This window comes from Escherichia sp. Marseille-Q3837, assembly GCF_916618735.1.
GTDB lineage: Bacteria > Pseudomonadota > Gammaproteobacteria > Enterobacterales > Enterobacteriaceae > Escherichia > Escherichia ruysiae.
This window is the reverse complement of the sequence record NZ_CAKAKC010000001.1, coordinates 4,398,231-4,423,028: the sequence shown is the minus strand read 5'-3', so window position 1 is coordinate 4,423,028 and position 24,798 is coordinate 4,398,231. Positions and strand designations below refer to the sequence as shown.

Genomic DNA, 24,798 nt, shown 5'->3' with positions numbered 1-24,798 from the left:
GTCTGGCGGCGAAAAAAATAAAATCCCCAATTTTTGTGTCATAAAGCATAAATTCTGTGAATTATTTTCACCAAGCGATTTAAATTTCTTACATATGCGTGTGATCAATGTTTTTGTGAGATATATAACGTTTTATTGATGTAAAAATCGAGACTTTTCCTATAATGAGCGGGCGATTTTTTTCCTTGCTGGTGATGTTCTGCCCTGCAAATTTCTTTTCCTTCACTCAAGGTATTTAGATGTTTTCGCTGACTTCGTTCCTCGACACGTTAACCTCTGTTAATCCAGAAAATGTGCCGATTTATGTCGCTATTGTGGTTGGGGTTTTGTTGTTGGGTTTCATTGTCCGTTACGCTATTCCTTCATTTAGGGTTTCAGCGCGCTTTAAACAAAAAGCGAAAGCAATTCGGCAACTTGGCAATGAAAAACCGGCACAACAACTCGAAAAATTAGACGCGTTATTCTCTGATAAATTTTTTGCGCATCCCTGGAGCGAATTTAAAGAGTCTCTACATCGCCAGTTTGAGTTTGACGAAAACAGCGGGCAAAAAAAAATTAGCGCCATCCGTTCAACGGCTCCGTCGTCAGCATGGTTTACGGAACCGTTATTAGTCGAAATTCCTCTCTATACGGAAGCGTTTAAACATCTCCCTGGCATCCTGACCGGAATTGGGATCATCGGCACCTTTTCGGGGCTGATGATTGGTTTGCACCATTTTGACCCCAGCACGCCAGAGCAGGTCAGCGCCAGCGTCGCTAACCTTTTACGCGACGTTCTGTATGCGTTTTTAGGTTCGGCGTTTGCTATTACGTTTTCCATTCTGGTCACCATGTTTGAAAAATGGCGACTGGCGCAATGTTATAAAAACCTTGAACTTCTTACCGCCAGCATTGACCAGCTTTTTGAGGGCGGCGTCGGTGAAGATTACCTTTCGCAACTTCTTTCCAGTACTAAAGAAAACACCACCCATGCGCGGCAACTTAAGGATGGTCTGGTCACTGACCTGCGCGAAATGCTGCAAAACCTGGTGGATAGCCAGGTGCGGGAAAATCAAAAGCTGGCAGAGACATTATCAACAACATACCGCGAGTCAGGCCAACAGTTTGCTGAACAGGTCAGTGGTGCTATCGAAACCAGTCTGAAAAATCCGCTGGATAAAATTGCTGGTGTGGTGCAAACCGCCTCCGGCGATCAGAGCCATCGTGTGCAGTCGATGCTGGAGAACGTCCTGACCGCCTTTATGAGCAAAATGGATAACACCTTTGGTCAGCAATTCACCACCATGCAGGAGATGATGGGGCGTTCTGTGGAAGCCATTCAGTCTATGCAAAGCGGCTTCTCAACGTTGTTGCAGGATATGCGTCAGGCCGGGGATGACTCACGTCAGGGCAGCGCGCAACTGATCTCTCAACTGTTAAGCGAAATGAAAAGCGGTCAGCAGGAGATGCAGGCAGGGATGAATGAGATGCTGCGCAGCTTGCAGGAATCCGTTGCCCGTATTGGCGCAGAAGGTGAGGGCGCGGGCGAACGGATGGCGCAAAAACTGGAAAAAATCTTTGCCGACAGCGAAGCGCGTGAAAAAGCGATGGCGGAACAGATGCGCGCGTTTATTGAGGCTATCCAGTCCAGTGTTCAGCAAGGGCAAAATGAAACCATGGAGAAAATGGCAGCTTCCGTGGATACGCTTGGCAGCCATATGGCGACGCTCTTTGCACAACTGGAAAATGGTCAGCAGCAACTTAATCAGCAGCAAAACCAGGCGCAAAATCTGCTGATGGGCAATATGAGCAAAGGTATCGAAACGCTGACGCAAAACCTGGCGGGTGTATTCAGCCAACTGGAGTCCGGGCAAAAACAGATGAGCCAGACTCAGGAACAGGGGCAACGCGTGCTGCATGAAGAAACTCAGCAGCTTCTGGCACGTAGCGAAGCGCGTGAGCAGGCGGCGGCTGAGCAACAGCAACAGTTTATGACGTCGTTACAGCAAACCATGCATTCCGGTCAGGATGCCCTGCGAGAGAAAATGACCAGCGGTATCGATCACCTGGGTAGCCAACTTGGCAACCTGTTTGGGCAACTGGAAGAAGGTCAGAAGTCGCTCAGTCAGCAACAGCAATCTGCGCAGAGTGCGTTACAACAGGAAGCGCAGCGAATCATTGGTCAGCTTGAAAGTCAGGTTGAGTCGCTGATGCAGATGCTGCGTGAACAGCAATCTGCTTCAGGCGATCTGCTGCAACGGATGGCGCAAAACACCACGCGCCATCTGGAAGAGATACAAACAGGAGCCGATAAAATGCGCGTGGCTGCCGACCGCTTTGAGGCTGCGGGCGATCGTGTTGCTGAGGCTAATCAGTTGACCGCTGAGGTGCTCAATGGCACGCAACAGGCAGGACGCACGCTTTCCAGTGCCAGCGCGGAGTTGGGTGCATTGATTGCTGATTATCGTAATACCCGTGAAGTCGTGGCGAATGCCATAACGGCACTCGAAACGCTGATTAACCGTAGCCATGATGAACAAACATCGCGCAGCCGTTTTGTTGACGATCTGAAAGCGTACTCTGAACGCCTGCAACAATATAACCGTGAGGCTCAGGAGTTCCTGCATAACATTGCCGAGGTAATGGGAACCAGTTTTGAATCCTTTACGACCGGAGTGGAAAACGGCCTGAATCGTTCACTGCAAGAGATGGATACGCAACTGACGAAAGCGGCGGGAGCCTTAAGTTCTTCGGTTGAGATTATCGGTGAAAGCGTGGATACGCTGGAAACAGTACTCCGTCATCGTCGCGCGTAAGGAACAGGCTGATGTTTAACCGGGTATTTAATGGCAGGCAACGGCGCAGCGATGAAGCGGAAAAACCCTTCTGGATCTCCTATGCAGACCTGATGACCGCCATGATGGTGCTGTTTCTGGTGGTGATGGTGGCGTCACTTAGCTCTGTTACGCAGCGGATCCAGCAGGCGGAGGCGGGGGAGAAATCGCGCGGGCATGATATCGCTCGCCTGTGTGAAAAACTTGAGCTTCAGGCAAAGAATCTCAATAAGACGATTCAGGTTGACTGCCATGACAACCGTATCAGCTTTGGTGAAGCAGGGCGTTTTGAGCACAATCGCTTTGCGCTTAACGCCGAAGGATTACAGGCGCTACAGGATGTGGTGCCGTTAGTGCTGGAGGCGGCAAATAGCGATGAAGGCAAAAAATGGTTTAAGCAAATTGTTATAGAAGGTTTTACGGATACTGACGGTTCTTATCTCTATAACCTGCACCTTTCGTTGCAACGCTCGGAATGGGTGATGTGCAGTTTGCTGGATAGCAGAAGCGCGCTACAGCAAAAAATAACCCCGGAACAACAGGTCCAGATCCGTAAATTATTTCTGGCGGGCGGGGTTTCGTTCAACAATGCGAAAGAGAGCAAAGAAGCCAGCCGTCGCGTAGAACTGCGGATGCAATTCTTTGGCCTGAAAGACAAAAAGCGCGACGAAAGCATGGATGTTGTTCCTGGCATTAGTCAGGAAACCTGTCAGTTGGGAGCCATGCAATGACTTCTGCTATTGAAAAACTGAAAACCCGTTTGCTGCCCTATCGGGAGCAGAACGTGCAGCCGACGGTAAGTCATGCTTTTCACTATCTTCAGCGCGTTATCGCGCAACTTGAGAGGAAGGTAGATGCTCGCGCGGTGCAGATGGTTCCCCCTCTGGAGAAACGCCGACAGGCCATTGCCCGGCTGCGTGCGGGGGATACGCCAAAGCCCTTCGAGTGGAAGATGATTTTTTTTGGCCTTAATGACGTGGCAGAAGGCGATCTGTTTGAAATTGCATTGATTGATGATGCAACAAACTTCGCGAGGATTATCGCTGAAATTGAACAAAAAATTGCGCAGCAGCGGTTAACACGCCGCGAATGGCTGGCGCTATGTACCAGCTACTTTGGTCATTCCAGCGATACACCGGAAAAGAATCCGCAGTGGCTTCAGCTACGCACGCAGATTGCTCGTGGGTTTCAACAGCTAAAAGAGAGTGCGCCGCGTCAGATGTCTTGGATGTCGGTCATTGACACCTATAGCGATATTTTTACCGATAATGCAGGTTTTCTTCTCGGACAACAGCTTGGGCGTGGAGAAATCACGGATATTTCGGTGCTGGAGAAAGTCGCGCAAATTCCGCAAACCAGCTGGTTATGGCGCAAAATTGTTAACCACCTGGTCAATGAGATTTTTTGCCTGACTGACGATGCTTTTCAGCAGAAAATTCATTCTCTTATCGCCTTAAGCCGCCAGCTTACGCGGTTTAAAGATAATATTCTGGCAGCCACTCTGACCCGTTATTATCAGTCGGCTTTTAAACATCAAACGCATTTCGAACTCAAGCAATTGGCCCTGGAATATTGGGGAAATCCGCAGTTAACCAGCCGTAATAAAAGCTGGCAGGTTCACGTTGAAAATCCGGTATTACTGATGGTGCAAGGATGGTTCGCCAAAGACGACCTGAAACTGTTCTTTGAATTGCTGAAAGGCAATCGGGATGTTGACCATGCGCGCCTGTTCTACTGGCTACGTTTTGCCAACCAAATGAGCTATACGCGCATTGTGCTGGGCGAAGATGCGCTGCGATCCAAAGATGCCGATTATGTTGAATTCAGGGCGAAAAACGCAGGGCGATTAAGCCGTCTGCAAGGTTCTGGTTCACGCGATAACAATGCCATGATTATGCGCATTGGTGATTATCTGTTTGTCGAATTTTCGAAAGTGGGGGCGATGTATGCCTACCATATGGGGAATGCGCCCTTTAATCCGGAAACCGGCATTCTTGATATTGATTATGATCTGAAAGATAAGCGGAATAACCGCCGTAAAGTCCGGTTGCGTTTACCGCATTTGTCGCCGGTATTTCTCTACTCACTCAACCGAATTGAGGGGTGGATGAGCCGATATGACGAAGAACTTCGTAAGCTGGGTATTGATTACGTTGCGGAAGATTTAAATCAGTCCTCTGTCACTTTGGATATCTCTCGCTTCAATGCCTCAAAGACCGTGAGTCGGCCTGAACCTGCATCGTTATCTGAACATGAAGTCAGTGATGCAAAGTCAGACCGGGAAGAGCAAATCAAAATCATCGCCTCCTCGTTAAAAGCCAAAAAAGATCTCCCCGACCGAGAACAACAAATCCGGGAGATTATTCGTTCGGTCGATTGCAAAGTGATGGATAAACGAGGGCTGGGGGGCGCAATCCATATTCAGTTCAATGAACCAGACCATGAAGCGGCGCAAAAATTACTCAGCCTTGGGTTTAAACCTGTGCTGGGTAAATTTACTTACTGGAGCAAATAGTGTTCAAAAAATTGTTGGGTAAATTTATTAAAGAGAATACTTCACTACCTGCTTCATTTGCGCCGGTGTATGTAATGAAAGAAGAGGGTTTTGCTTTCCCCTTTAGTCTTGCCGATAGCGAAGATAACTGGCCTGTCGCCTCATGCCTGGAACAGCTTCATGAGGAAGATTATGTTTCACACTGGTCTGATTGCTGGTTTCTTAGCTGGGATGATTTTTACCGCATCCGGAAAAATGACGACTATGCCAGCAGTCTGGCGATTTTTGCTTTCCCTTCACAGCGCAATCTGACGGCTCATCTTGCTGCAACAGGAAGCATTAGCGATGACACTTTTCGCGTTTTCATTGATAAATGGACCCTACCTGATGACTATCGCCCTGTTGAGATAACTTGCACAGGCGCCAGCTTTTCCTCTGCGGAAGGCACCTTTGTGTTAAGTGAAGAGAACTGGCAACTTCTGGACGCACTACAGCAACTCAGGTTGCAGCAGCGACAGACGCCGGGCGAAACGGTCAACCAAACCCGTTGGGCCAAAATACGGCGGCAGGCCAAAAAAGCAGGGGCAAAACTGGATGACTATCTCGCGAAAACGATCGTCATCAGGCCGGAATCGTTGCAGTTAAAACTGCGAAAATCGCTGGTGGTGGATACTCCGGTGCTGGAAATTGAACCTGTTTTTGATGAGCAGCCTGCCAACTGGTTACAGAGTTTTGACCGCACGCAACAGGTGCAGGATCGTTACCGTGTTTTAGGGGACGATGGTGTCTTAAACCATGTCATTCTTTCTCCTGAAGTCAAAGACGTCCTGACCTCCGTGCACGCTATTACGGGGCGTCGCGTGGCGGGGGATGATGCGCTCTCATTTGTTCGCAACCCCTACACCTGGATTGGTGAAGAGGCGAGCCTGGTGCTTGATCCTGACGTTTATGAGCAGAATTTGCAGGACGCCGGGATCTACTTTTATGATTTCCGTCTGGAGCCGCAGATTGATGAAAACAGGCAAATTGCGGCGGTAACGCTTCTTCTCAGCCCCAGAACTGAGCAATCTGTGGCGGATGAAACCTATATCTTTAAACGTCCAGGTGAACTGGCGGCGTTGCTCTCTGAACTGGAGCAAAAGTTAGCGGCACAACTGCCCGCCGGAGTCTGGCAGGGTTACGATCTGGAGCTTTCCAGATTCAGCCAGGAAGAACTGCAAGGTTATCAGGCGTTGCTTGAAAACTGGCAGCACCAGGCGGCGGGAATGAATTTTACCCACGTCCTCGATCTGAACAAATACAGCGACCGGGTTATCGGGATCGGTGAATTTGAAAAAATAAGTTCGCCTTATCTGGTCAAAAGTGAAAGTGAAAAATGGCTTCCGGAGAACCTTGTGCAAGAGATGTGCGAGGCCATGTTCTCTGGCTGGGATCTCGATAATCATCAACATTTTCAGGAACTGGAAGAGCGGCTGGAAGAGGCAAAAGCTACGGATGCGCCGGAAGTCGCCATGCCCTGGAACGACAACCTTTTGCCCCGTGAAGAAGCAGAAATTTTCCACGATAAATGGAAAAAGAAAATCGACGGTGAAACAAATGATGGCGTCAGTAGTGAGCCGGTCAGTCGCGCCGTTCTGCTGATAGAACAAAATATCGAGCAGGCGCTGTATGTTAAACAACGGCGGGACTCTTTGCTCGGTGCACATCAGGCAGAAGTCGAACTGCCGATGATCCTCAAAACGTCCATTCAGCTACGTGAACACCAGCGTAAAGGGGTAGCGTGGCTCCAGCAGTTGTATCTAAAGTCGCCAATAGAGACGGCGGGATGTTTACTCGCAGACGATATGGGGCTGGGTAAAACCTTACAGATTCTAACTTTTCTCATCTGGCATCGTGAACGTTTCCCGGATGCTCCTCCTTCGCTGATTGTTGCTCCGGTGTCGTTACTCGATAACTGGGAGCGTGAGGTTGGGAATTTCTTCCTGCGCGAGCAGGTGTCGATTTTAAAACTCTACGGTAATGAACTTAAGGCTAAGAAATGCGCGAAAGAGAGTATTCCACAGGCGCTTAAAAGTAAGGGGATTAAGAACTTACTGCAAAGTGACTGGGTGGGTGACGCGCATATTGTTCTTACCACTTATGAGACGTTGCGCGATCAGGAATTTTCCCTGGCTCGTCAGCCCTGGTCCATAATGGTGTGCGACGAAGCGCAGAAAATTAAAAATCCGGCGGCATTAATTACCCAATCGGCAAAAGCCATTCAGGCACAATTTAAAGTCGCATGTACCGGAACACCGGTCGAAAATACCCTTGTCGATCTGTGGTGTTTATTTGACTTCGTGCAGCCAGGTTTGTTGGGGGCTTTAAATAATTTTGGTAAAGATTATCTGCGCCCCATTGAGCAACAGAATGATAATGCTGTCCTCGAATCGCTACGTAAATTAATAGAACCGCAGACGCTGCGCCGCACCAAAGAAGAAGTGGCGAAAGACCTGCCGGATAAGATTGAAGATCAACGCTGTAAACAGTTGAATATGCTGCCATTGCAACGGGATCTCTATACCCACTCGGTTGCAAGCTGGCGAAACCAACAGGAGATCAGCGAAGGGCTGGATCAACGAGGCTCAGGTATGCTGGGGTTACTGCATCGCCTGAAACTTATTTGCGCATGGCCTTATTCCGTCAGTGCAGATTTGCGCTTACGGAACGATGCCCCGAAAGTAAAATGGTTGCTGGAGACATTAAATATGATTCGCCAGTCATCTGATGACAAAGTGATTATTTTTACGGAACTGCGCGATATTCAACGAGAACTGCAACATCTGATTGCGCAGCATTTTGGCTTTAAGCCTTTTATTATTAATGGTGATACCAGCACCAAATCTGGCAGCGATCAAAATCGTCAGAGTCTGATCGATACATTTCAGTCAACGCCCGGTTTTAACGTCATTATTTTATCCACCATTGCGGTTGGGTTTGGCGTCAATGTCCAAAAAGCAAATCATGTCATCCACTTTACCCGTTGCTGGAATCCGGCGAAGGAAGATCAGGCGACCGATCGGGCCTACCGTATCGGGCAGCAGAAAGATGTTTACGTCTATTATCCGACGGTGCGTGATAGCCAGTTAATGACTTTTGAAGAAACGTTGGATGAATTACTGAACCGACGCCGGGCATTGGCGAGAGATATGCTCAAAGGGGCAACCGATCTGAGCGCCGCAGATTTTGAAGCGGTGCTGGCGGGTACTCCCCTGGCGTAGGGAATGCCATGGGCGAGTAAATCGACAGGGATTCGCTATTGCTTTATTAATGAACAACGAAGATATTTTGTGAATGTATGAGTTGACATTCATATGAAAAAAATCATAATTCCGTCATGTTCGCGTAGGGCAGTTTCTGTATCTTATGCATCGCACCAGGGCCTGACAGGAAATATGCTGTAAGGTTCGTATCAAAAAACCGCCATTAGCTCATCAGGAAGAGCAGACGACAACCAGGATTGTTGTATGGTACGGGGTTCGAGGCCTCGATGGCGGTCCAATTTCTCAATTGGGTTGGTTACAATTATCAGCTCACCGATGTGTCACTCCTTCATAAATCAGCCGTAGCGCAAAGACACCAATAATCGCACCAATAACCCGACTGGCAACGCGCTGCATACGCCCGTATGCACGACGCACGGCGGGTAAAGAAAACGCCTGACTAAGAAATACACGCCAGATAATAGATGCGAGCACAATCCCCGCCCAGGCCATAAACCGTGCCCAGGTCGGCGTTTCTGCGCTTAACGTCACTGAGAAGATACTGATAAAAAATAAAACTGTTTGTGGATTCGAGAGATCGGTAATTAATCCACGGCGGAAAAATACATACCAGGGGGCGCTAAGGGGCTGCTGTAACGCGCTCATCTGTGGTGTTGATTGTCGGCGCATACTGTTCCAGGCAAACCATAAGAGATAAGCACCGCCGACGATTTTAATGAGTGAGAAAATCTCTTCACACTGAGTAATGAGCGTTGCCATCCCAAATAATCCCAGCCCGGAATAGATGGCGTCGCCCAACGCCACACCAAGCCCGGTGAGTACGCCCGCGCGACGACCAGAAGCCAGACTGGTTTGAACCACGACAAAGAGATTTGCGCCTGGATTAAAAAACGTGATGACGAACAGTCCGACGGTCAGGTAAACGGCGTGCAAAGGATCCATAGTGATTTCATCCATAAATAAGCTGAATTAACTTCATCATATTTATAGTAAAAATGACTGAATGCGAGCGCGATCACAAAGACCGTGGATCTAAAAAGAGTGCCGCCCGTATCGTGACGGGCGGCAAAGTGGCATTAAAAGAGATATTTCATGCCCAGCATTCCCTGGGTATCGCTGTAACCGTTGTCCCCCAACTGCTGGGCGACGTTGCCCCACAGTTGCAGACGTGGATTAAGCTGACCTTCCACCCCAACTTTTAGCTCGCCGATGTTACGCGTGCCGATGATTTCATCGCTGATGCCATCCATCTTCACGCTGTAATTGCGGGAGTTATAAATCCAGTTGGCTTCCACGAAAGGCTGGAAGGAACGCGCTTTATGATCATCAATAGCATTGTGACCCTGCAGGTACGCTTTCACCCCCAGACGCGTTTGCAGGTTGCCTTCGGTGCTGTCCTCAACCAGAGTGCCATTGTCTTCAGTATGATTGTCTGCCTTCACATCCATCCACGTCAGTTGCATTTTAGGCTGCAACCAGTAGCTGGTGCGGGCATCTGCGCTTTCACCAAGACGGAAGGTATAACCCGCTTCAATGGCGGCGGTGATACCGTCAGAGTGATATTTTTCACTGGGCAGATACTCGCCGGAGACGGTGTTATCAAACCAGTTATAGAGCAACCAGCTATCAACATAAGTTCCTGTTTTATCTGCTTCGTTAGCGTACCAGGTGCCATACACCCCCACACTGTAGCCGTCGATTTGCCCACGAGAGCTGTACCCGGTCAGGCTGGAATGCGTGTGACTCTTGCTGTTGGCATAGCCAGCCATCAGGCCGAGATGCCAGCGATCGAGTGCGTTACTGCTCCATTGTGCAAGATCGCCGCCAAGTTGCAGAACATAACGGTTGCTCTGAGTGCTCAGTTCATCCGAGCGATCTTTAAAACGATTGTGTCCACCAATGTTACGCATCCACAAGCTGGTCACTTTCTGCTCACCGGTCAGCAGGTCGGTATATTGTGTTTCCCCCAGACGGTCATGCAGTCGGGTATTAAACAGCGTATTTGCCGCCTGAATATTGGCAAGATAGCTACCAATTTCCGGGCGATACAGATGTTTTCGTTCTGGTTGTGGGACAGATGGCGTAACAGGCGGCTCCGGTGTCACAGGCGGTTCTGGTGTTACAGGGGGCTCAGGATCTGGTTCCGGGATGACGGGCAGTTCCGGTGGAGTATACGGTCCTGCGGGAATTTCACTGGTTAAAAACCAGTTCTGATTGTCGCTTTTTACCACGTTGTAGTCATAGGGACCGGCAACAATGCGACCTTCTTTACTGAAAACGCCCTCTGACAGGCCATCAACCTCTACAATTTTTATCCCTTCCAGAGTATTCGCGCCCAGACCGCCCGCATTGTTGACCATAATGCGGGTACTACCGGAAGTATCACCTTTTACGATGAGTTTATCCGTTACGGAATTATCATCGCCTAATACAGTATGCATGACTAACAGGCCATCATTGGCGGTGTAGTTGCCGTTAATGGTCAGTGTGGTCGGCGTGAACTCGTGACCCTGTTCATACGAAGACAACGTTGTTGTTCCAGCCAGCGTCAGCGTTTTTAACGCCTGCGAATAACCGTTTAAATCGAGATGCCCATCGTTGTCGACAATATAATCGGAGTTGGGGCTGAAGGTATTTTCTTTACCTGCGCGTAGGCTGCCTTTTGTTATATAGGTATTACCGGCATAGTTATTCGAGCCGGATAATGTGGTTGTCCCGGAACCTACCTGGTTAACCTGACCATTTCCCTGGATAGGTGAGGCCAGAACAAAATCGGCACTGGAGTGATTAAAGTTTACTACCGACGAGGAGGAAGCATCTGCGGCTCCCAAATGAATAAATGGCGTATTAATCGAACCTGCAGGCTGTTCAGCCTCACCTTGCGCACCACCAATATTTAAAACGCCTGTGGCGCCAGGGGCGAGAGTAACCCAGATAAACGAATTGGCATTGATTGTTGCACCGTTATTAACGGTAAGGATACCGGTAGTATTAAAAGCAACATCTGGGCTGAATCCACCAAGATAAACATATTCAGCATTCAATGTTGAATTTTTACCGTCAACCAGAACCTCGCCATAACTATTACGATTTTTTGATATATCATTGGCTGGATAAGCATATCCAATAGCTACCTGAGCTGAGGTAGTGAGTGTGCCGCCATTAGTTATACGTAAATTGCCGGTTCCCTGATCGCCAACAAGAGTAATGTTAGAGGAAACTGATGAGTTTTCCCCATCAATAACCATCAACCCCTTGGCATCACCATAATATTCACCAACCCTTAGTTCCTGCAGGCCACTTATCTTACTGCCTTCTAACACATATACGGTGCCGGAACCTTCATTTGTACCCAAAAACAATTTGGATGTAGGGGTATCAAACTGCCAGTTGGTATGGTTGGATAAAGTGAGGGAACCTTCAGAATTATTACCTACGGTAGCATTAGCAGTAATAAGTGAAATATTATCAATGAGTAGTGAGCCATTAGAGTTTTGGCCTACATTCAAAGAAGTAAAATGATTCCATCCAGGATCGTAACCTTCGGAGGCAATAACTTTTGCCTCTTCGCCATTATTAATGATAACAACGCTATTTGCATCTGTGGGTGGGGTTACGGCCAGGGATACGGGTGTAAATAATACTGTTGAAATTGCTATCGCCCGTGTCGATAAGCTTTTTTTTGCTGATTTCATATCACTCACTTTCATCCTTAAATTTAAATGGCGAGATGTTTTTTATTGCACTGTTTTTCTTCCTGAAGCCTTGTAAGGCGCATACATGCAAGTTACTAAATAAGAATATATGTAATATTAGATGTAATAAATTTATTAAAGTGTTAGTTGTTCATTACATTGATTGGTTTTAGTGGTTTGTAAGTGGAGTTAATGCAGTTTTTTTATGTCGTTTAGAAAAAATACATCTAATAATCCTAAAGTTTATGTAAGTGAAATAACGAAAGGGTATGGAAATCACATTAATAGATGGGTGGTGGTTTTTTGTCCAGAAAAGTAATATGGCTTATGTGAATTTTATATTGGATTTTAGCGGAGGCAGGAATTTGAGATTTTTATGAAAATTAAATTAAGGAACACCAGCGATAATTATCGTGAGCATTATTCAACAACAGGAGAAATGTGGCTGTTTTTGAGAAAAATAGAAATATATCCTCTTTTTTTGTAGATTTTTCCTAACCGCTGAACTAATTATTAATCAACCCTGATGATGATTGATAGCTTTAGTGCATTGGCCTAATCACACATCATGGCCGGGTACGACGGTACCGTAAGAGAGGTCGGATATACGAATGCAACTAACTTCCGTTACACAGATGAAAAATAACTTGCACAACGGGAGGGGTTATATACGGCGTGCAAGGGAGCCATAGTCATTTCACCCATGAATAAGCTGAATTAACTTCATCATATTTATAGTAAAAATGACTGAATGCGAGCGCGATCACAAAGAACGTTGATCTAAAAAGAGTGCCACCCGCACGTGACGGGCGGCAAAGTGGCATTAAAAGAGATATTTCATGCCCAGCATTCCCTGGGTATCGCTGTAACCGTTGTCCCCCAACTGCTGGGCGACGTTGCCCCACAGTTGCAGACGTGGATTAAGCTGACCTTCCACCCCAACTTTTAGCTCGCCGATGTTACGCGTGCCGATGATTTCATCGCTGATGCCATCCATCTTCACGCTGTAATTGCGGGAGTTATAAATCCAGTTGGCTTCCACGAAAGGCTGGAAGGAACGCGCTTTATGATCATCAATAGCATTATGACCCTGCAGGTACGCTTTCACCCCCAGACGCGTTTGCAGGTTACCTTCGGTGCTGTCCTCAACCAGAGTGCCATTGTCTTCAGTATGATTGTCTGCCTTCACATCCATCCACGTCAGTTGCATTTTAGGCTGCAACCAGTAGTTGGTGCGGGCATCTGCGCTTTCACCAAGACGGAAGGTATAACCCGCTTCAATGGCGGCGGTGATACCGTCAGAGTGATATTTTTCACTGGGCAGATACTCGCCGGAGACGGTGTTATCAAACCAGTTATAGAGCAACCAGCTATCAACATAAGTCCCTGTTTTATCTGCTTCGTTAGCGTACCAGGTGCCATACACCCCCACACTGTAGCCGTCGATTTGCCCACGAGAGCTGTACCCGGTCAGGCTGGAATGCGTGTGACTCTTGCTGTTGGCATAGCCAGCCATCAGGCCGAGATGCCAGCGATCGAGTGCGTTACTGCTCCATTGTGCAAGATCGCCGCCAAGTTGCAGAACATAACGGTTGCTCTGAGTGCTCAGTTCATCCGAGCGATCTTTAAAACGATTGTGTCCACCAATGTTACGCATCCACAAGCTGGTCACTTTCTGCTCACCGGTCAGCAGGTCGGTATATTGTGTTTCCCCCAGACGGTCATGCAGTCGGGTATTAAACAGCGTATTTGCCGCCTGAATATTGGCAAGATAGCTACCAATTTCCGGGCGATACAGATGTTTTCGTTCTGGTTGTGGGACAGATGGCGTAACAGGCGGCTCCGGTGTCACAGGCGGTTCTGGTGTTACAGGGGGCTCAGGATCTGGTTCCGGGATGACGGGCAGTTCCGGTGGAGTATACGGTCCTGCGGGAATTTCACTGGTTAAAAACCAGTTCTGATTGTCGCTTTTTACCACGTTGTAGTCATAGGGACCGGCAACAATGCGACCTTCTTTACTGAAAACGCCCTCTGACAGGCCGTCAACCTCTACAATTTTTATCCCTTCCAGAGTATTCGCGCCCAGACCGCCCGCATTGTTGACCATAATGCGGGTACTACCGGAAGTATCACCTTTTACGATGAGTTTATCCGTTACGGAATTATCATCGCCTAATACAGTATGCATGACTAACAGGCCATCATTGGCGGTGTAGTTGCCGTTAATGGTCAGTGTGGTCGGCGTGAACTCGTGACCCTGTTCATACGAAGACAACGTTGTTGTTCCAGCCAGCGTCAGCGTTTTTAACGCCTGCGAATAACTGTTTAAATCGAGATGCCCATCGTTGTCGACAATATAATCGGAGTTGGGGCTGAAGGTATTTTCTTTACCTGCGCGTAGGCTGCCTTTGGTTATATAGGTATTACCGGCATAGTTATTCGAGCCGGATAATGTGGTTGTCCCGGAGCCGACCTGGTTAACCTGGCCGTTCCCCTCAATAGCGGAGGCCAGGACAAAATCAGCGTTGGTGTGATTAAAGTTTACTACCGAAGAGGAAGAGGCATCCGCTGTGCCTAAATGAATAAATGGCGTATTAATCGAACCTGCAGGCTGTTCAGCCTCACCTTGCGCACCACCAATATTTAAAATGCCTGTGGCGCCAGGGGCGAGAGTAACCCAGATAAACGAATTGGCATTGATTGTTGCACCGTTATTAACGGTAAGGATACCGGTAGTCGTAACCGGAACATCAGGGCTAAATCCGCCAAGATAAATATATTCAGCATTCAATGTTGAATTTTTACCGTCAACCAGGATATTTCCATAACTATTAAGATTTTCTGATATACCATTGACTGGAGAAGCATAGCCTATATTTAGTTGAGCTAAGGAAGTGAATGTACCGCCATTAGTAATACGTAAATTGCCGGTTCCCTGATTGCCAACAGTAGTAATGTTAGAGGTAACTGACGAGTTTTCCCCATCAATAAACATCAATCCTTTGGCATCACCATAATAATCACCAATTTTTAGGTCTTGCAGGCCACTTATCTTACTGCCTTCTAACACATATACGGTGCCGGAACCATCATATGTCCCCAGCTCCATCCTGGGTGCAGTGAGATTAAACTGCCAGTCGGTATGGTTTAATAAAGTGATGGAACCTTCAGAATTTCTACCTATGGTAGAGTATCTGGTAATAATTAACATATTATCAAGGATAACGGAGCCATTAGAGTTTTCGCCCACCATCAAAAAACCAAATTGCTTCCATTTGGGATTGTAACCCTCTGAAGCAATGAGTTTCAATTCTTCATTATTATTGACGACAACTCTACTATTTAGATTTGAGGGAGGGTCAACGGCCAGAGATACTGGTGTGTATAGTATTGTTGAAATGGCTATAGCCAGGGTTGATAAAGCATGTTTTGTTAACTTCATATCACTCATATCACTCATATCACTCACTTTCATCCTTAAAATATAAATAGCGAGATGTGTTTTATTGCACTGATTTTCTTCCTGAAGACTTGTTGGGTGTAAGCATGCAAGTTGCCAAATAAGAATATCTGTAATATTAGATACAATAAATTTATTAAATTGTTAGTTGTTCATTGTATTGATAGGTTTTAGTGGTTTGTAAATGGTGTGAGTGAAGTTTTTTACTATTATCATTAAAAATAATAGTAAATCGTCTTAAGGTTAATAAGGAATAAAATAAACAATGCTTATAAAAATCAATCCAATAGATGGTTGGTTTTTTCTTGTTCAGAAAAATAATGTGGATAATGTAAGTTTTATATTGAATCTCTGGCAGGGTGAAAATATGAGATTTTTATGAAAAATAATTCAAATAACACCAGCGATACTTGCAGTGAAAGTTATTAACCAGTTGGACAAGAGTGGTTCGCATTAAGAACAATACAAATATATTCTCTTTTCCTATAGATTTTTCCTAACCGCTGAACTACTTATTAATCAACCCTGATGATGACTGTTAGCTTCAGGGCATTAGCCAATCACACATTATGGAGTTCACTTATGAAAACTGGAACTAAGCTCTTAGTTGGTGCGTTAGCTTTTGTTGTTACAAACGTCTATGCTGCTGAATTGATGACCAAAGCGGAATTTGAAAAGGTTGAATCGCAATATGAAAAAATAGGTGATATTTCAACAAGTAATGAAATGTCGACTGCAGATGCAAAAGAAGATTTGATCAAAAAAGCGGATGAAAAAGGTGCTGATGTGTTGGTACTGACCTCCGGTCAGACTGACAATAAGATCCACGGTACGGCAAATATCTATAAGAAGAAGTAATTCTGAAGCCCCTGTAAATATGCCCGATGCGCACGTCTATCGGTGAGCGTAATATATTGAAATTCATGGTTTTGTAGGCCGGATAAGGCGTTCACGCCGCATCCGGCAATTTAATTTTTCAGCCGCCGCCAGAACGTCGTCCGGCTGACGCCTAAATAATTCGCCGCTGCTGTTTTATCACCATTAAATTTATCCAGTGCCTGTTGGGGTGTCAGCAAAGGGGAGGCGGTAATTTTCGCCGACTCGTGGACTAATTCCGGCAGTAGCTGTTGCAAAAACTGCGGTGTTAAATCCGGCGTCGGTTCCACACTTAAAAATAGCGCCAGTCGCTCCATCATATTGCGTAGTTCACGAATATTTCCCGGCCACTCATAGTGCAATAAAACCACCTGGCAGGTATTTAACCCCTCGCGTAATGCAACAGAAAACGGGGCGGAGAGCGCCGCCAGAGACGCTTTCAAAAAGCTTTCCGCCAGCGACAGAATATCCGCATCTCGCTCGCGCAATGGTGGCAATTGCAGACGCAGAATACTCAGTCGATAAAACAGATCACGGCGAAAATGTCCTTGCTGCATATCCTCTTCCAGATTGCAGTGGGTGGCGCTGATGACCCGCACATCCACCGGAATCGGTTGATGTCCGCCGACGCGAGTGACCTCTTTTTCTTCCAGAACCCGCAGCAGGCGAGTCTGCAAAGGAAGCGGCATTTCGCCAATCTCATCAAGAAACAGCGTGCCGCCGTGGGCGATTTCAAACAGCCCGGCGCGGCCTCCGCGTCGTGAGCCGGTAAACGCCCCTTCTTCATAGCCAAACAGCTCCGCTTCCAGCAATGATTCAGCAATCGCCCCGCAGTTGACGGCAACAAACGGATGCGACTTTTTGCCCTGTCGCGCATCGTAGCGGGCAAAGTATTCCCGATGAATCGCCTGAGCCGCCAGCTCTTTACCGGTTCCCGTTTCTCCCTCAATCAACACCGCCGCACTGGAGCGGGCATAGAGCAAAATGGTTTGCCGCACTTGTTCCATCTGTGGTGATTGACCAAGCATATCGCTCAGAACGTAACGAGTACGCAGGGCGTTGCGGGTAGTATCCTGGGCGTTATGCCGGAGAGACATGCGCGTCATATCCAGCGCATCGCTGAACGCCTGGCGCACGGTGGCAGCGGAATAGATAAAAATTCCGGTCATTCCGGCTTCTTCTGCCAGATCGGTAATCAGCCCGGCACCGACCACGGCTTCGGTGCCGTTAGCTTTTAGCTCGTTAATCTGCCCGCGTGCGTCTTCTTCGGTGATGTAGCTACGTTGATCAAGGCGCAAATTAAAGGTTTTTTGAAACGCGACCAGCGCCGGAATGGTTTCCTGATAGGTGACAACGCCGATAGAAGAGGTGAGTTTTCCGGCTTTTGCCAGTGCCTGTAACACATCGAATCCGCTGGGTTTGATCAGAATCACCGGCACCGACAGGCGGCTCTTCAGATACGCGCCGTTAGAGCCAGCGGCGATGATAGCGTCGCAGCGTTCGCTGGCCAGTTTCTTGCGGATGTAGGTCACCGCTTTTTCAAAGCCAAGCTGGATAGGCGTAATGTTCGCCAGGTGATCAAACTCAAGGCTGATATCGCGAAACAGTTCGAACAAGCGCGTCACTGATACCGTCCAAAAAACGGGTTTGTCGTCGTTCAGCCGTGGTGGATGTGCCATAGCACCCTAAAGAATTAAGAAACCGAATATTGGGTTTAGTCTTGTTTCATAATTGTTGCAATGAAACGCAGTGAAACATTGCCTGAAACGTTAACTGAAACGCATATTTGCGGATTAAATTAAGGATTTTAAGCTAACTTATTGAAAATAAAAATTTAATTACATTCATGCAATTGTGGCACATCCCTTGCTTTGTGTTTATTAACGCAAATAACAAGTTGATAACAAAGGATGTGCTATGTCTCTACACTCTCCAGGTAAAGCTTTTCGCGCTGCACTCACTAAAGAAAATCCATTGCAGATTGTCGGCACCATCAACGCTAACCATGCGCTGCTGGCACAGCGTGCCGGGTATCAGGCGATTTATCTCTCCGGGGGCGGTGTGGCGGCAGGCTCGCTGGGGTTGCCCGATCTCGGTATTTCTACCCTTGATGATGTACTGACCGACATTCGCCGTATCACCGACGTTTGTTCGCTGCCGTTGCTGGTGGATGCTGATATTGGTTTTGGCTCTTCGGCCTTTAACGTCGCCCGCACCGTGAAATCGATGATCAAAGCAGGGGCGGCAGGCTTACATATTGAAGATCAAGTCGGCGCGAAACGCTGCGGTCATCGTCCGAACAAAGCGATCGTCTCAAAAGAAGAGATGGTGGATCGGATCCGCGCGGCGGTGGATGCGAAAACCGATCCTGATTTTGTGATCATGGCACGCACCGATGCGCTGGCGGTAGAGGGGCTGGATGCCGCGATCGAGCGTGCGCAGGCCTACGTTGAAGCCGGTGCCGAGATGTTGTTCCCGGAGGCGATTACCGAACTCGCCATGTACCGCCAGTTTGCCGATGCGGTGCAGGTGCCAATCCTCGCCAACATTACCGAATTTGGCGCAACGCCCCTGTTCACTACCGATGAATTACGCAGTGCCCATGTTGCAATGGCGCTGTACCCGCTTTCAGCGTTTCGCGCCATGAACCGCGCCGCTGAACATGTCTACAACGTCCTGCGTCAGGAAGGCACGCAGAAAAGCGTGATCGACACCATGCAGACCCGCAACGAGTTGTACGAAAGCATCAACTATTACCAGTACGAAGAGAAGCTTGACGACCTGTTTGCCCGTAGCCAGGTGAAATAAAACACAACGAAAAATATCTCGACCCTACAAATGACGAGGACAATATGAGCGACACAACGATCCTGCAAAACAGTACCCATGTCATTAAACCGAAAAAATCTGTGGCACTATCCGGCGTTCCGGCGGGCAATACGGCGCTCTGCACCGTGGGTAAAAGTGGCAATGACTTGCATTACCGTGGTTACGATATTCTTGATCTGGCGGAACATTGCGAATTTGAAGAAGTAGCGCATCTGCTGATCCACGGCAAACTGCCGACCCGTGACGAACTCGCCGCCTACAAAACGAAACTGAAAGCCCTGCGTGGTCTACCGGCTAACGTGCGTACCGTGCTGGAAGCCTTACCGGCGGCGTCACACCCGATGGATGTTATGCGCACCGGCGTTTCCGCGCTCGGCTGCACGCTGCCAGAAAAAGAGGGGCATACCGTCTCTGGTGCGCGGGATATTGCCGACAAACTGCTGGCGTCACTTAGCTCGATTCTTCTCTACTGGTATCACTACAGCCACAACGGCGAACGCATCCAGCCGGAAACCGATGACGATTCCATCGGCGGTCACTTCCTGCATCTGCTGCATGGCGAAAAGCCATCGCAAAGCTGGGAAAAGGCGATGCATATTTCACTGGTGCTGTACGCCGAGCACGAGTTTAACGCCTCCACTTTTACCAGCCGGGTGATTGCGGGCACCGGCTCTGACATGTATTCAGCCATTATCGGCGCGATTGGTGCATTGCGCGGGCCGAAACACGGTGGGGCGAATGAAGTGTCGCTGGAGATCCAACAACGCTACGAAACGCCAGACGAAGCCGAAGCAGATATCCGCACACGCGTGGAAAACAAAGAAGTGGTCATTGGTTTTGGGCATCCGGTTTATACCATCGCTGACCCGCGTCATCAGGTGATCAAACGCGTGGCGAAGCAGCTCTCGCAGGAAGGCGGCTCGCTGAAGATGTACCACATTGCCGATCGCCTGGAAACAGTGATGTGGGAGAGCAAAAAGATGTTCCCCAATCTCGACTGGTTCTCAGCCGTTTCCTACAACATGATGGGCGTTCCCACCGAGATGTTTACGCCACTGTTTGTTATCGCCCGCGTTACTGGCTGGGCGGCGCACATTATCGAACAACGTCAGGACAACAAAATTATCCGTCCTTCCGCCAATTATGTTGGCCCGGAAGACCGCCCGTTTGTCGCGCTGGATAAGCGGCAGTAAGAAGAACGGAGCAGGAGGTAACCGCGTGCACAATTTGCCCGTTAGGGTGAGGGGGAAGGTCAGCTCAGGTGCGAGCACAGACCCTCACCCCGGCCCTCTCCCTGGAAGGGAGAGGGGGAAAAACGCGCCCCATTTGACCGGGTGCACGAACAATTCCCTCGCCGGCCCACTCCCCGGAAGGGAGAGGGGGAAAAACGCGCCCCATTTGACCGGGTGCACGAACAATTCCCTCGCCCCGGCCCACTCCCCGGAAGGGAGAGGGGGAAAAACGCGCCCCATTTGACCGGGTGCACGAACAATTCCCTCGCCCCGGCTCACTCCCCGGAAGGGAGAGGGGGAAAAACGCGCCCCATTTGACCGGGTGCACGAACAATTCCCTCGCCCCGGCTCACTCCCCGGAAGGGAGTGGGGGAAAAACGCGCTCCATTTGACCGAGTGCACGGACAGTTCCCTCGCCCCTCCGGGGAGAGGGTTAGGGTGAGGGGAAAGGCCTGCTCAGAAGCAAACACTCACTCTCGATAACAGAGTAAAAAATAATCACTTTAACTTTATAAAAAATCCGAAGGAAACGTACCCAATGTCAGCTCAAATCAACAACATCCGCCCGGAATTCGACCGCGAAATTATTGATATCGTCGATTACGTAATGAACTTCGAAATCAGCTCCAGAGTGGCCTACGACACCGCACATTACTGCCTGCTCGACACTCTCGGCTGCGGTCTGGAAGCTCTCGAATACCCGGCCTGTAAAAAACTGCTGGGGCCAATTGTCCCCGGCACCGTCGTACCTAACGGCGTGCGCGTCCCCGGAACTCAGTTCCAGCTCGACCCTGTCCAGGCGGCATTCAACATTGGCGCGATGATCCGTTGGCTTGATTTCAACGATACCTGGCTGGCGGCGGAGTGGGGACATCCTTCCGACAACCTCGGCGGCATTCTGGCAACGGCGGACTGGCTTTCGCGCAACGCGGTCGCCAGCGGCAAAGCGCCGTTGACCATGAAACAGGTGCTGACCGCAATGATCAAAGCCCATGAAATTCAGGGCTGCATCGCGCTGGAAAACTCCTTTAACCGCGTCGGACTCGACCACGTTCTGTTAGTGAAAGTGGCTTCCACCGCCGTGGTCGCCGAAATGCTCGGCCTGACCCGCGAGGAAATCCTCAACGCCGTTTCGCTGGCGTGGGTAGACGGTCAGTCGCTGCGCACCTATCGCCATGCGCCGAACACCGGCACGCGCAAATCCTGGGCGGCGGGCGATGCCACTTCCCGCGCGGTACGTCTGGCACTGATGGCGAAAACCGGCGAAATGGGTTATCCGTCAGCCCTGACCGCGCCGGTGTGGGGCTTCTACGACGTCTCCTTTAAAGGCGAGTCGTTCCGTTTCCAGCGCCCGTATGGTTCCTACGTTATGGAAAATGTGCTGTTCAAAATCTCCTTCCCGGCGGAGTTCCACTCCCAGACGGCAGTTGAAGCGGCGATGACGCTCTATGAACAGATGCAGGCAGTAGGCAAAACGGCAGCAGATATCGAAAAAGTGACTATTCGCACCCACGAAGCCTGTATTCGCATCATCGACAAAAAAGGGCCACTCAATAACCCGGCAGACCGCGATCACTGCATTCAGTACATGGTGGCGATCCCGCTGCTGTTCGGGCGCTTAACGGCGGCAGATTACGAAGATAACGTTGCGCAAGATAAACGCATCGATGCCCTGCGCGAGAAGATCAATTGCTTTGAAGATCCGGCATTTACCGCTGACTACCACGACCCGGAAAAACGCGCTATCGCCAATGCCATTACCCTTGAGTTCACCGACGGCACGCGCTTTGAAGAAGTGGTGGTGGAGTACCCGATTGGTCATGCCCGTCGCCGTCAGGATGGCATTCCGAAACTGGTCGATAAATTCAAAATCAATCTCGCACGCCAGTTCCCGACTCGCCAGCAGCAGCGCATTCTGGACGTTTCTCTCGACAGAACTCGCCTCGAACAGATGCCGGTCAATGAGTATCTCGACCTGTACGTCATTTAAGTAAACGGCGGTAAGGCGTAAGTTCAACAGGAGAGCATTATGTCTTTTAGCGAATTTTATCAGCGTTCGATTAACGAACCGGAGCAGTTCTGGGCTGAGCAGGCTCAGCGTATTGACTGGCAGACGCCCTTTACACAAACGCTCGATCACAGCAATCCGCCGTTTGCCCGTTGGTTTTGTGAAGGCCGAACCAACTTGTGCCACAACGCTATCGACCGCTGGCTGGAGAAACAGCCAGAGGCGCTGGCATTGATTGCCGTCTCTTCGGAAACAGAAGAAGAGCGCACCTTTACCTTTCGCCAGCTTCATGACGAAGTAAACGCGGTGGCGTCAATGCTGCGCTCACTGGGTGTGCAGCGTGGCGATCGGGTGCTGGTGTATATGCCGATGATTGCCGAAGCGCATATTACTCTGCTGGCCTGTGCGCGCATTGGTGCTATTCACTCGGTGGTGTTTGGTGGTTTTGCCTCGCACAGCGTGGCGGCGCGGATTGATGACGCTAAACCGGTGTTGATTGTCTCGGCAGATGCCGGAGCGCGCGGCGGCAAAATCATTCCCTATAAAAAATTGCTCGACGATGCGATAAGCCAGGCGCAGCACCAGCCGCGCCACGTTTTGCTGGTGGATCGCGGGCTGGCGAAAATGGCGCGCGTCAGCGGGCGGGATGTCGATTTCGCGTCGTTGCGCCATCAGCACATCGGCGCGCGGGTGCCGGTGGCGTGGCTGGAATCCAACGAAACCTCCTGCATTCTCTACACCTCCGGCACGACCGGCAAACCTAAAGGCGTGCAGCGTGACGTCGGCGGTTATGCGGTGGCGCTGGCGACCTCGATGGAAACCATTTTTGGCGGCAAAGCGGGTGGCGTGTTCTTTTGCGCGTCGGATATCGGCTGGGTGGTGGGGCATTCGTATATCGTCTACGCGCCGCTGCTGGCGGGGATGGCGACCATTGTTTACGAAGGATTGCCGACATGGCCTGACTGCGGCGTGTGGTGGAAAATCGTCGAGAAATATCAGGTGAGCCGGATGTTCTCAGCGCCGACCGCCATTCGCGTGCTGAAAAAATTCCCTACCGCTGAAATTCGCAAACACGATCTTTCGTCGCTGGAAGTGCTCTATCTGGCTGGAGAACCGCTGGACGAGCCGACCGCCAGTTGGGTGAGCAATACGCTGGATGTGCCGGTGATCGACAACTACTGGCAGACCGAATCCGGCTGGCCGATTATGGCGATTGCTCGCGGTCTGGACGACAGGCCGACGCGTCTGGGAAGCCCCGGCGTGCCGATGTATGGCTACAACGTGCAGTTGCTCAATGAAGTCACTGGTGAGCCGTGTGGTGTCAATGAGAAAGGGATGCTGGTGGTGGAAGGACCATTGCCGCCGGGCTGTATTCAGACCATCTGGGGCGATGACGACCGCTTTGTGAAGACTTACTGGTCGCTGTTTTCCCGTCCGGTTTACGCCACGTTTGACTGGGGTATCCGCGACGCTGACGGTTATCACTTTATTCTCGGGCGTACCGACGATGTGATTAACGTTGCCGGGCATCGGCTGGGCACGCGCGAGATTGAAGAGAGTATTTCCAGTCATCCTGGCGTTGCCGAAGTGGCGGTGGTTGGGGTGAAAGATGCGCTGAAAGGGCAGGTGGCGGTGGCGTTTGTCATTCCGAAAGAGAGCGATAGCCTGGAAGACCGCGACGTGGCGCACTCGCAAGAGAAGGCGATTATGGCGCTGGTGGACAGCCAGATTGGCAACTTTGGCCGCCCGGCGCACGTCTGGTTTGTCTCGCAATTGCCAAAAACGCGATCCGGAAAAATGCTGCGCCGCACGATCCAGGCGATTTGCGAAGGGCGCGATCCGGGGGATCTGACGACCATTGATGATCCTTCATCGTTGGATCAGATCCGCCAGGCGATGGAAGAGTAAGGTATTGTCGGATGCGTCGCGCGCCGCATCCGACATCGTGCGCAGATGCCTGATGCGACGCTGACACGTCTTATCATGCCTACCCACTGTTTTTACACTGATAAATTTTTCCCCATCTTTTTTATTCATTCATATAAAAAATATATTTCCCCACGGAAACGATTGCTTTTTATTTTCAGATGAATAGAATGCGGCGGATTTTTTGGGTTTCAAACAGCAA

At 49.5% G+C, this 24,798-nt stretch carries 13 protein-coding genes; 9 read left to right on the top strand and 4 right to left on the bottom strand.

The window, feature by feature from the left end:
* Nucleotides 1-239: 239 nt before the first annotated feature.
* Genes zorA1 through zorD form a run of 4 tightly spaced genes read left to right on the top strand, consistent with a single transcriptional unit; the run spans nt 240 to nt 8,567 of the window.
* A complete protein-coding gene (gene zorA1 / locus LG381_RS21160; protein ID WP_225762893.1) occupies nt 240-2,795 on the top strand; it encodes a type I Zorya anti-phage system protein ZorA1 in 2,556 nt (851 codons plus the stop codon).
* Nucleotides 2,796-2,806: 11 nt separating this feature from the next.
* Nucleotides 2,807-3,544, top strand: a complete 738-nt coding sequence (gene zorB1 / locus LG381_RS21155) for a type I Zorya anti-phage system protein ZorB1 (RefSeq protein ID WP_000483327.1) — start codon at nt 2,807-2,809, stop codon at nt 3,542-3,544.
* Nucleotides 3,541-5,328 (top strand): type I Zorya anti-phage system protein ZorC, encoded by a 1,788-nt coding sequence (gene zorC, locus LG381_RS21150; protein WP_225762892.1) that lies wholly within the window; start codon nt 3,541-3,543, stop codon nt 5,326-5,328. Before zorB1 ends, zorC begins: the two co-directional genes overlap by 4 nt.
* The gene (zorD, locus tag LG381_RS21145; protein ID WP_225762891.1) at nt 5,328-8,567 is read left to right on the top strand and encodes a type I Zorya anti-phage system protein ZorD; all 3,240 of its coding nucleotides are present in this window, start codon (nt 5,328-5,330) and stop codon (nt 8,565-8,567) included. Before zorC ends, zorD begins: the two co-directional genes overlap by 1 nt.
* 312 nt (nt 8,568-8,879) lie before the next feature.
* Here zorD and LG381_RS21140 read toward each other — a convergent pair whose 3' ends face one another.
* From LG381_RS21140 to LG381_RS21130, 3 genes are all read right to left on the bottom strand, one after another.
* Nucleotides 8,880-9,512 (bottom strand): LysE family transporter, encoded by a 633-nt coding sequence (locus LG381_RS21140; RefSeq protein ID WP_225762890.1) that lies wholly within the window; start codon nt 9,510-9,512, stop codon nt 8,880-8,882.
* Between the two features lie 134 nt (nt 9,513-9,646).
* A complete protein-coding gene (locus LG381_RS21135; RefSeq protein ID WP_225762889.1) occupies nt 9,647-12,274 on the bottom strand; it encodes an autotransporter outer membrane beta-barrel domain-containing protein in 2,628 nt (875 codons plus the stop codon).
* A gap of 814 nt (nt 12,275-13,088) precedes the next feature.
* Entirely contained in the window at nt 13,089-15,716 is a 2,628-nt protein-coding gene (locus tag LG381_RS21130; protein ID WP_225763002.1) for an autotransporter outer membrane beta-barrel domain-containing protein, read from the bottom strand.
* A 591-nt stretch (nt 15,717-16,307) separates the two neighbouring features.
* On the opposite strand from LG381_RS21130, the gene yahO reads away from it, so the two are divergent.
* On the top strand, nt 16,308-16,583 hold the full coding sequence (gene yahO / locus LG381_RS21125; protein ID WP_000848012.1) for a DUF1471 family periplasmic protein YahO: 276 nt from the start codon (nt 16,308-16,310) through the stop codon (nt 16,581-16,583).
* Nucleotides 16,584-16,693: 110 nt separating this feature from the next.
* Here the strand turns inward: yahO and prpR are convergent, their stop codons facing one another.
* On the bottom strand, nt 16,694-18,280 hold the full coding sequence (prpR, locus tag LG381_RS21120) for a propionate catabolism operon regulatory protein PrpR (RefSeq protein ID WP_225762888.1): 1,587 nt from the start codon (nt 18,278-18,280) through the stop codon (nt 16,694-16,696).
* 238 nt (nt 18,281-18,518) lie between these two features.
* Here prpR and prpB point away from each other — a divergent pair, with 238 nt between their 5' ends.
* From prpB to prpE, 4 genes are all read left to right on the top strand, one after another.
* On the top strand, nt 18,519-19,409 hold the full coding sequence (prpB, locus tag LG381_RS21115) for a methylisocitrate lyase (protein WP_000052205.1): 891 nt from the start codon (nt 18,519-18,521) through the stop codon (nt 19,407-19,409).
* A 44-nt stretch (nt 19,410-19,453) separates the two neighbouring features.
* Nucleotides 19,454-20,623, top strand: a complete 1,170-nt coding sequence (gene prpC / locus LG381_RS21110) for a 2-methylcitrate synthase (protein WP_225762887.1) — start codon at nt 19,454-19,456, stop codon at nt 20,621-20,623.
* A gap of 577 nt (nt 20,624-21,200) precedes the next feature.
* Complete coding sequence (prpD, locus tag LG381_RS21105; RefSeq protein WP_001275841.1) at nt 21,201-22,652, top strand: 2-methylcitrate dehydratase; 1,452 nt, start codon at nt 21,201-21,203, stop codon at nt 22,650-22,652.
* A gap of 39 nt (nt 22,653-22,691) precedes the next feature.
* Entirely contained in the window at nt 22,692-24,578 is a 1,887-nt protein-coding gene (gene prpE / locus LG381_RS21100; protein ID WP_000010245.1) for a propionate--CoA ligase, read from the top strand.
* Nucleotides 24,579-24,798: the final 220 nt, after the last annotated feature.

Excerpts from the sequence above, each read along its gene's own strand:
- zorA1 (WP_225762893.1), top strand. The coding sequence starts at position 240 with ATGTTTTCGCTGACTTCGTTCCTCGACACGTTAACCTCTGTTAATCCA.
- zorB1 (WP_000483327.1), top strand. The coding sequence starts at position 2,807 with ATGTTTAACCGGGTATTTAATGGCAGGCAACGGCGCAGCGATGAAGCG.
- zorC (WP_225762892.1), top strand. The coding sequence starts at position 3,541 with ATGACTTCTGCTATTGAAAAACTGAAAACCCGTTTGCTGCCCTATCGG.
- LG381_RS21140 (WP_225762890.1), bottom strand. The coding sequence starts at position 9,512 with ATGGATCCTTTGCACGCCGTTTACCTGACCGTCGGACTGTTCGTCATC.
- LG381_RS21130 (WP_225763002.1), bottom strand. The coding sequence starts at position 15,716 with ATGAGTGATATGAAGTTAACAAAACATGCTTTATCAACCCTGGCTATA.
- yahO (WP_000848012.1), top strand. The coding sequence starts at position 16,308 with ATGAAAACTGGAACTAAGCTCTTAGTTGGTGCGTTAGCTTTTGTTGTT.
- prpR (WP_225762888.1), bottom strand. The coding sequence starts at position 18,280 with ATGGCACATCCACCACGGCTGAACGACGACAAACCCGTTTTTTGGACG.
- prpB (WP_000052205.1), top strand. The coding sequence starts at position 18,519 with ATGTCTCTACACTCTCCAGGTAAAGCTTTTCGCGCTGCACTCACTAAA.
- prpC (WP_225762887.1), top strand. The coding sequence starts at position 19,454 with ATGAGCGACACAACGATCCTGCAAAACAGTACCCATGTCATTAAACCG.
- prpD (WP_001275841.1), top strand. The coding sequence starts at position 21,201 with ATGTCAGCTCAAATCAACAACATCCGCCCGGAATTCGACCGCGAAATT.
- prpE (WP_000010245.1), top strand. The coding sequence starts at position 22,692 with ATGTCTTTTAGCGAATTTTATCAGCGTTCGATTAACGAACCGGAGCAG.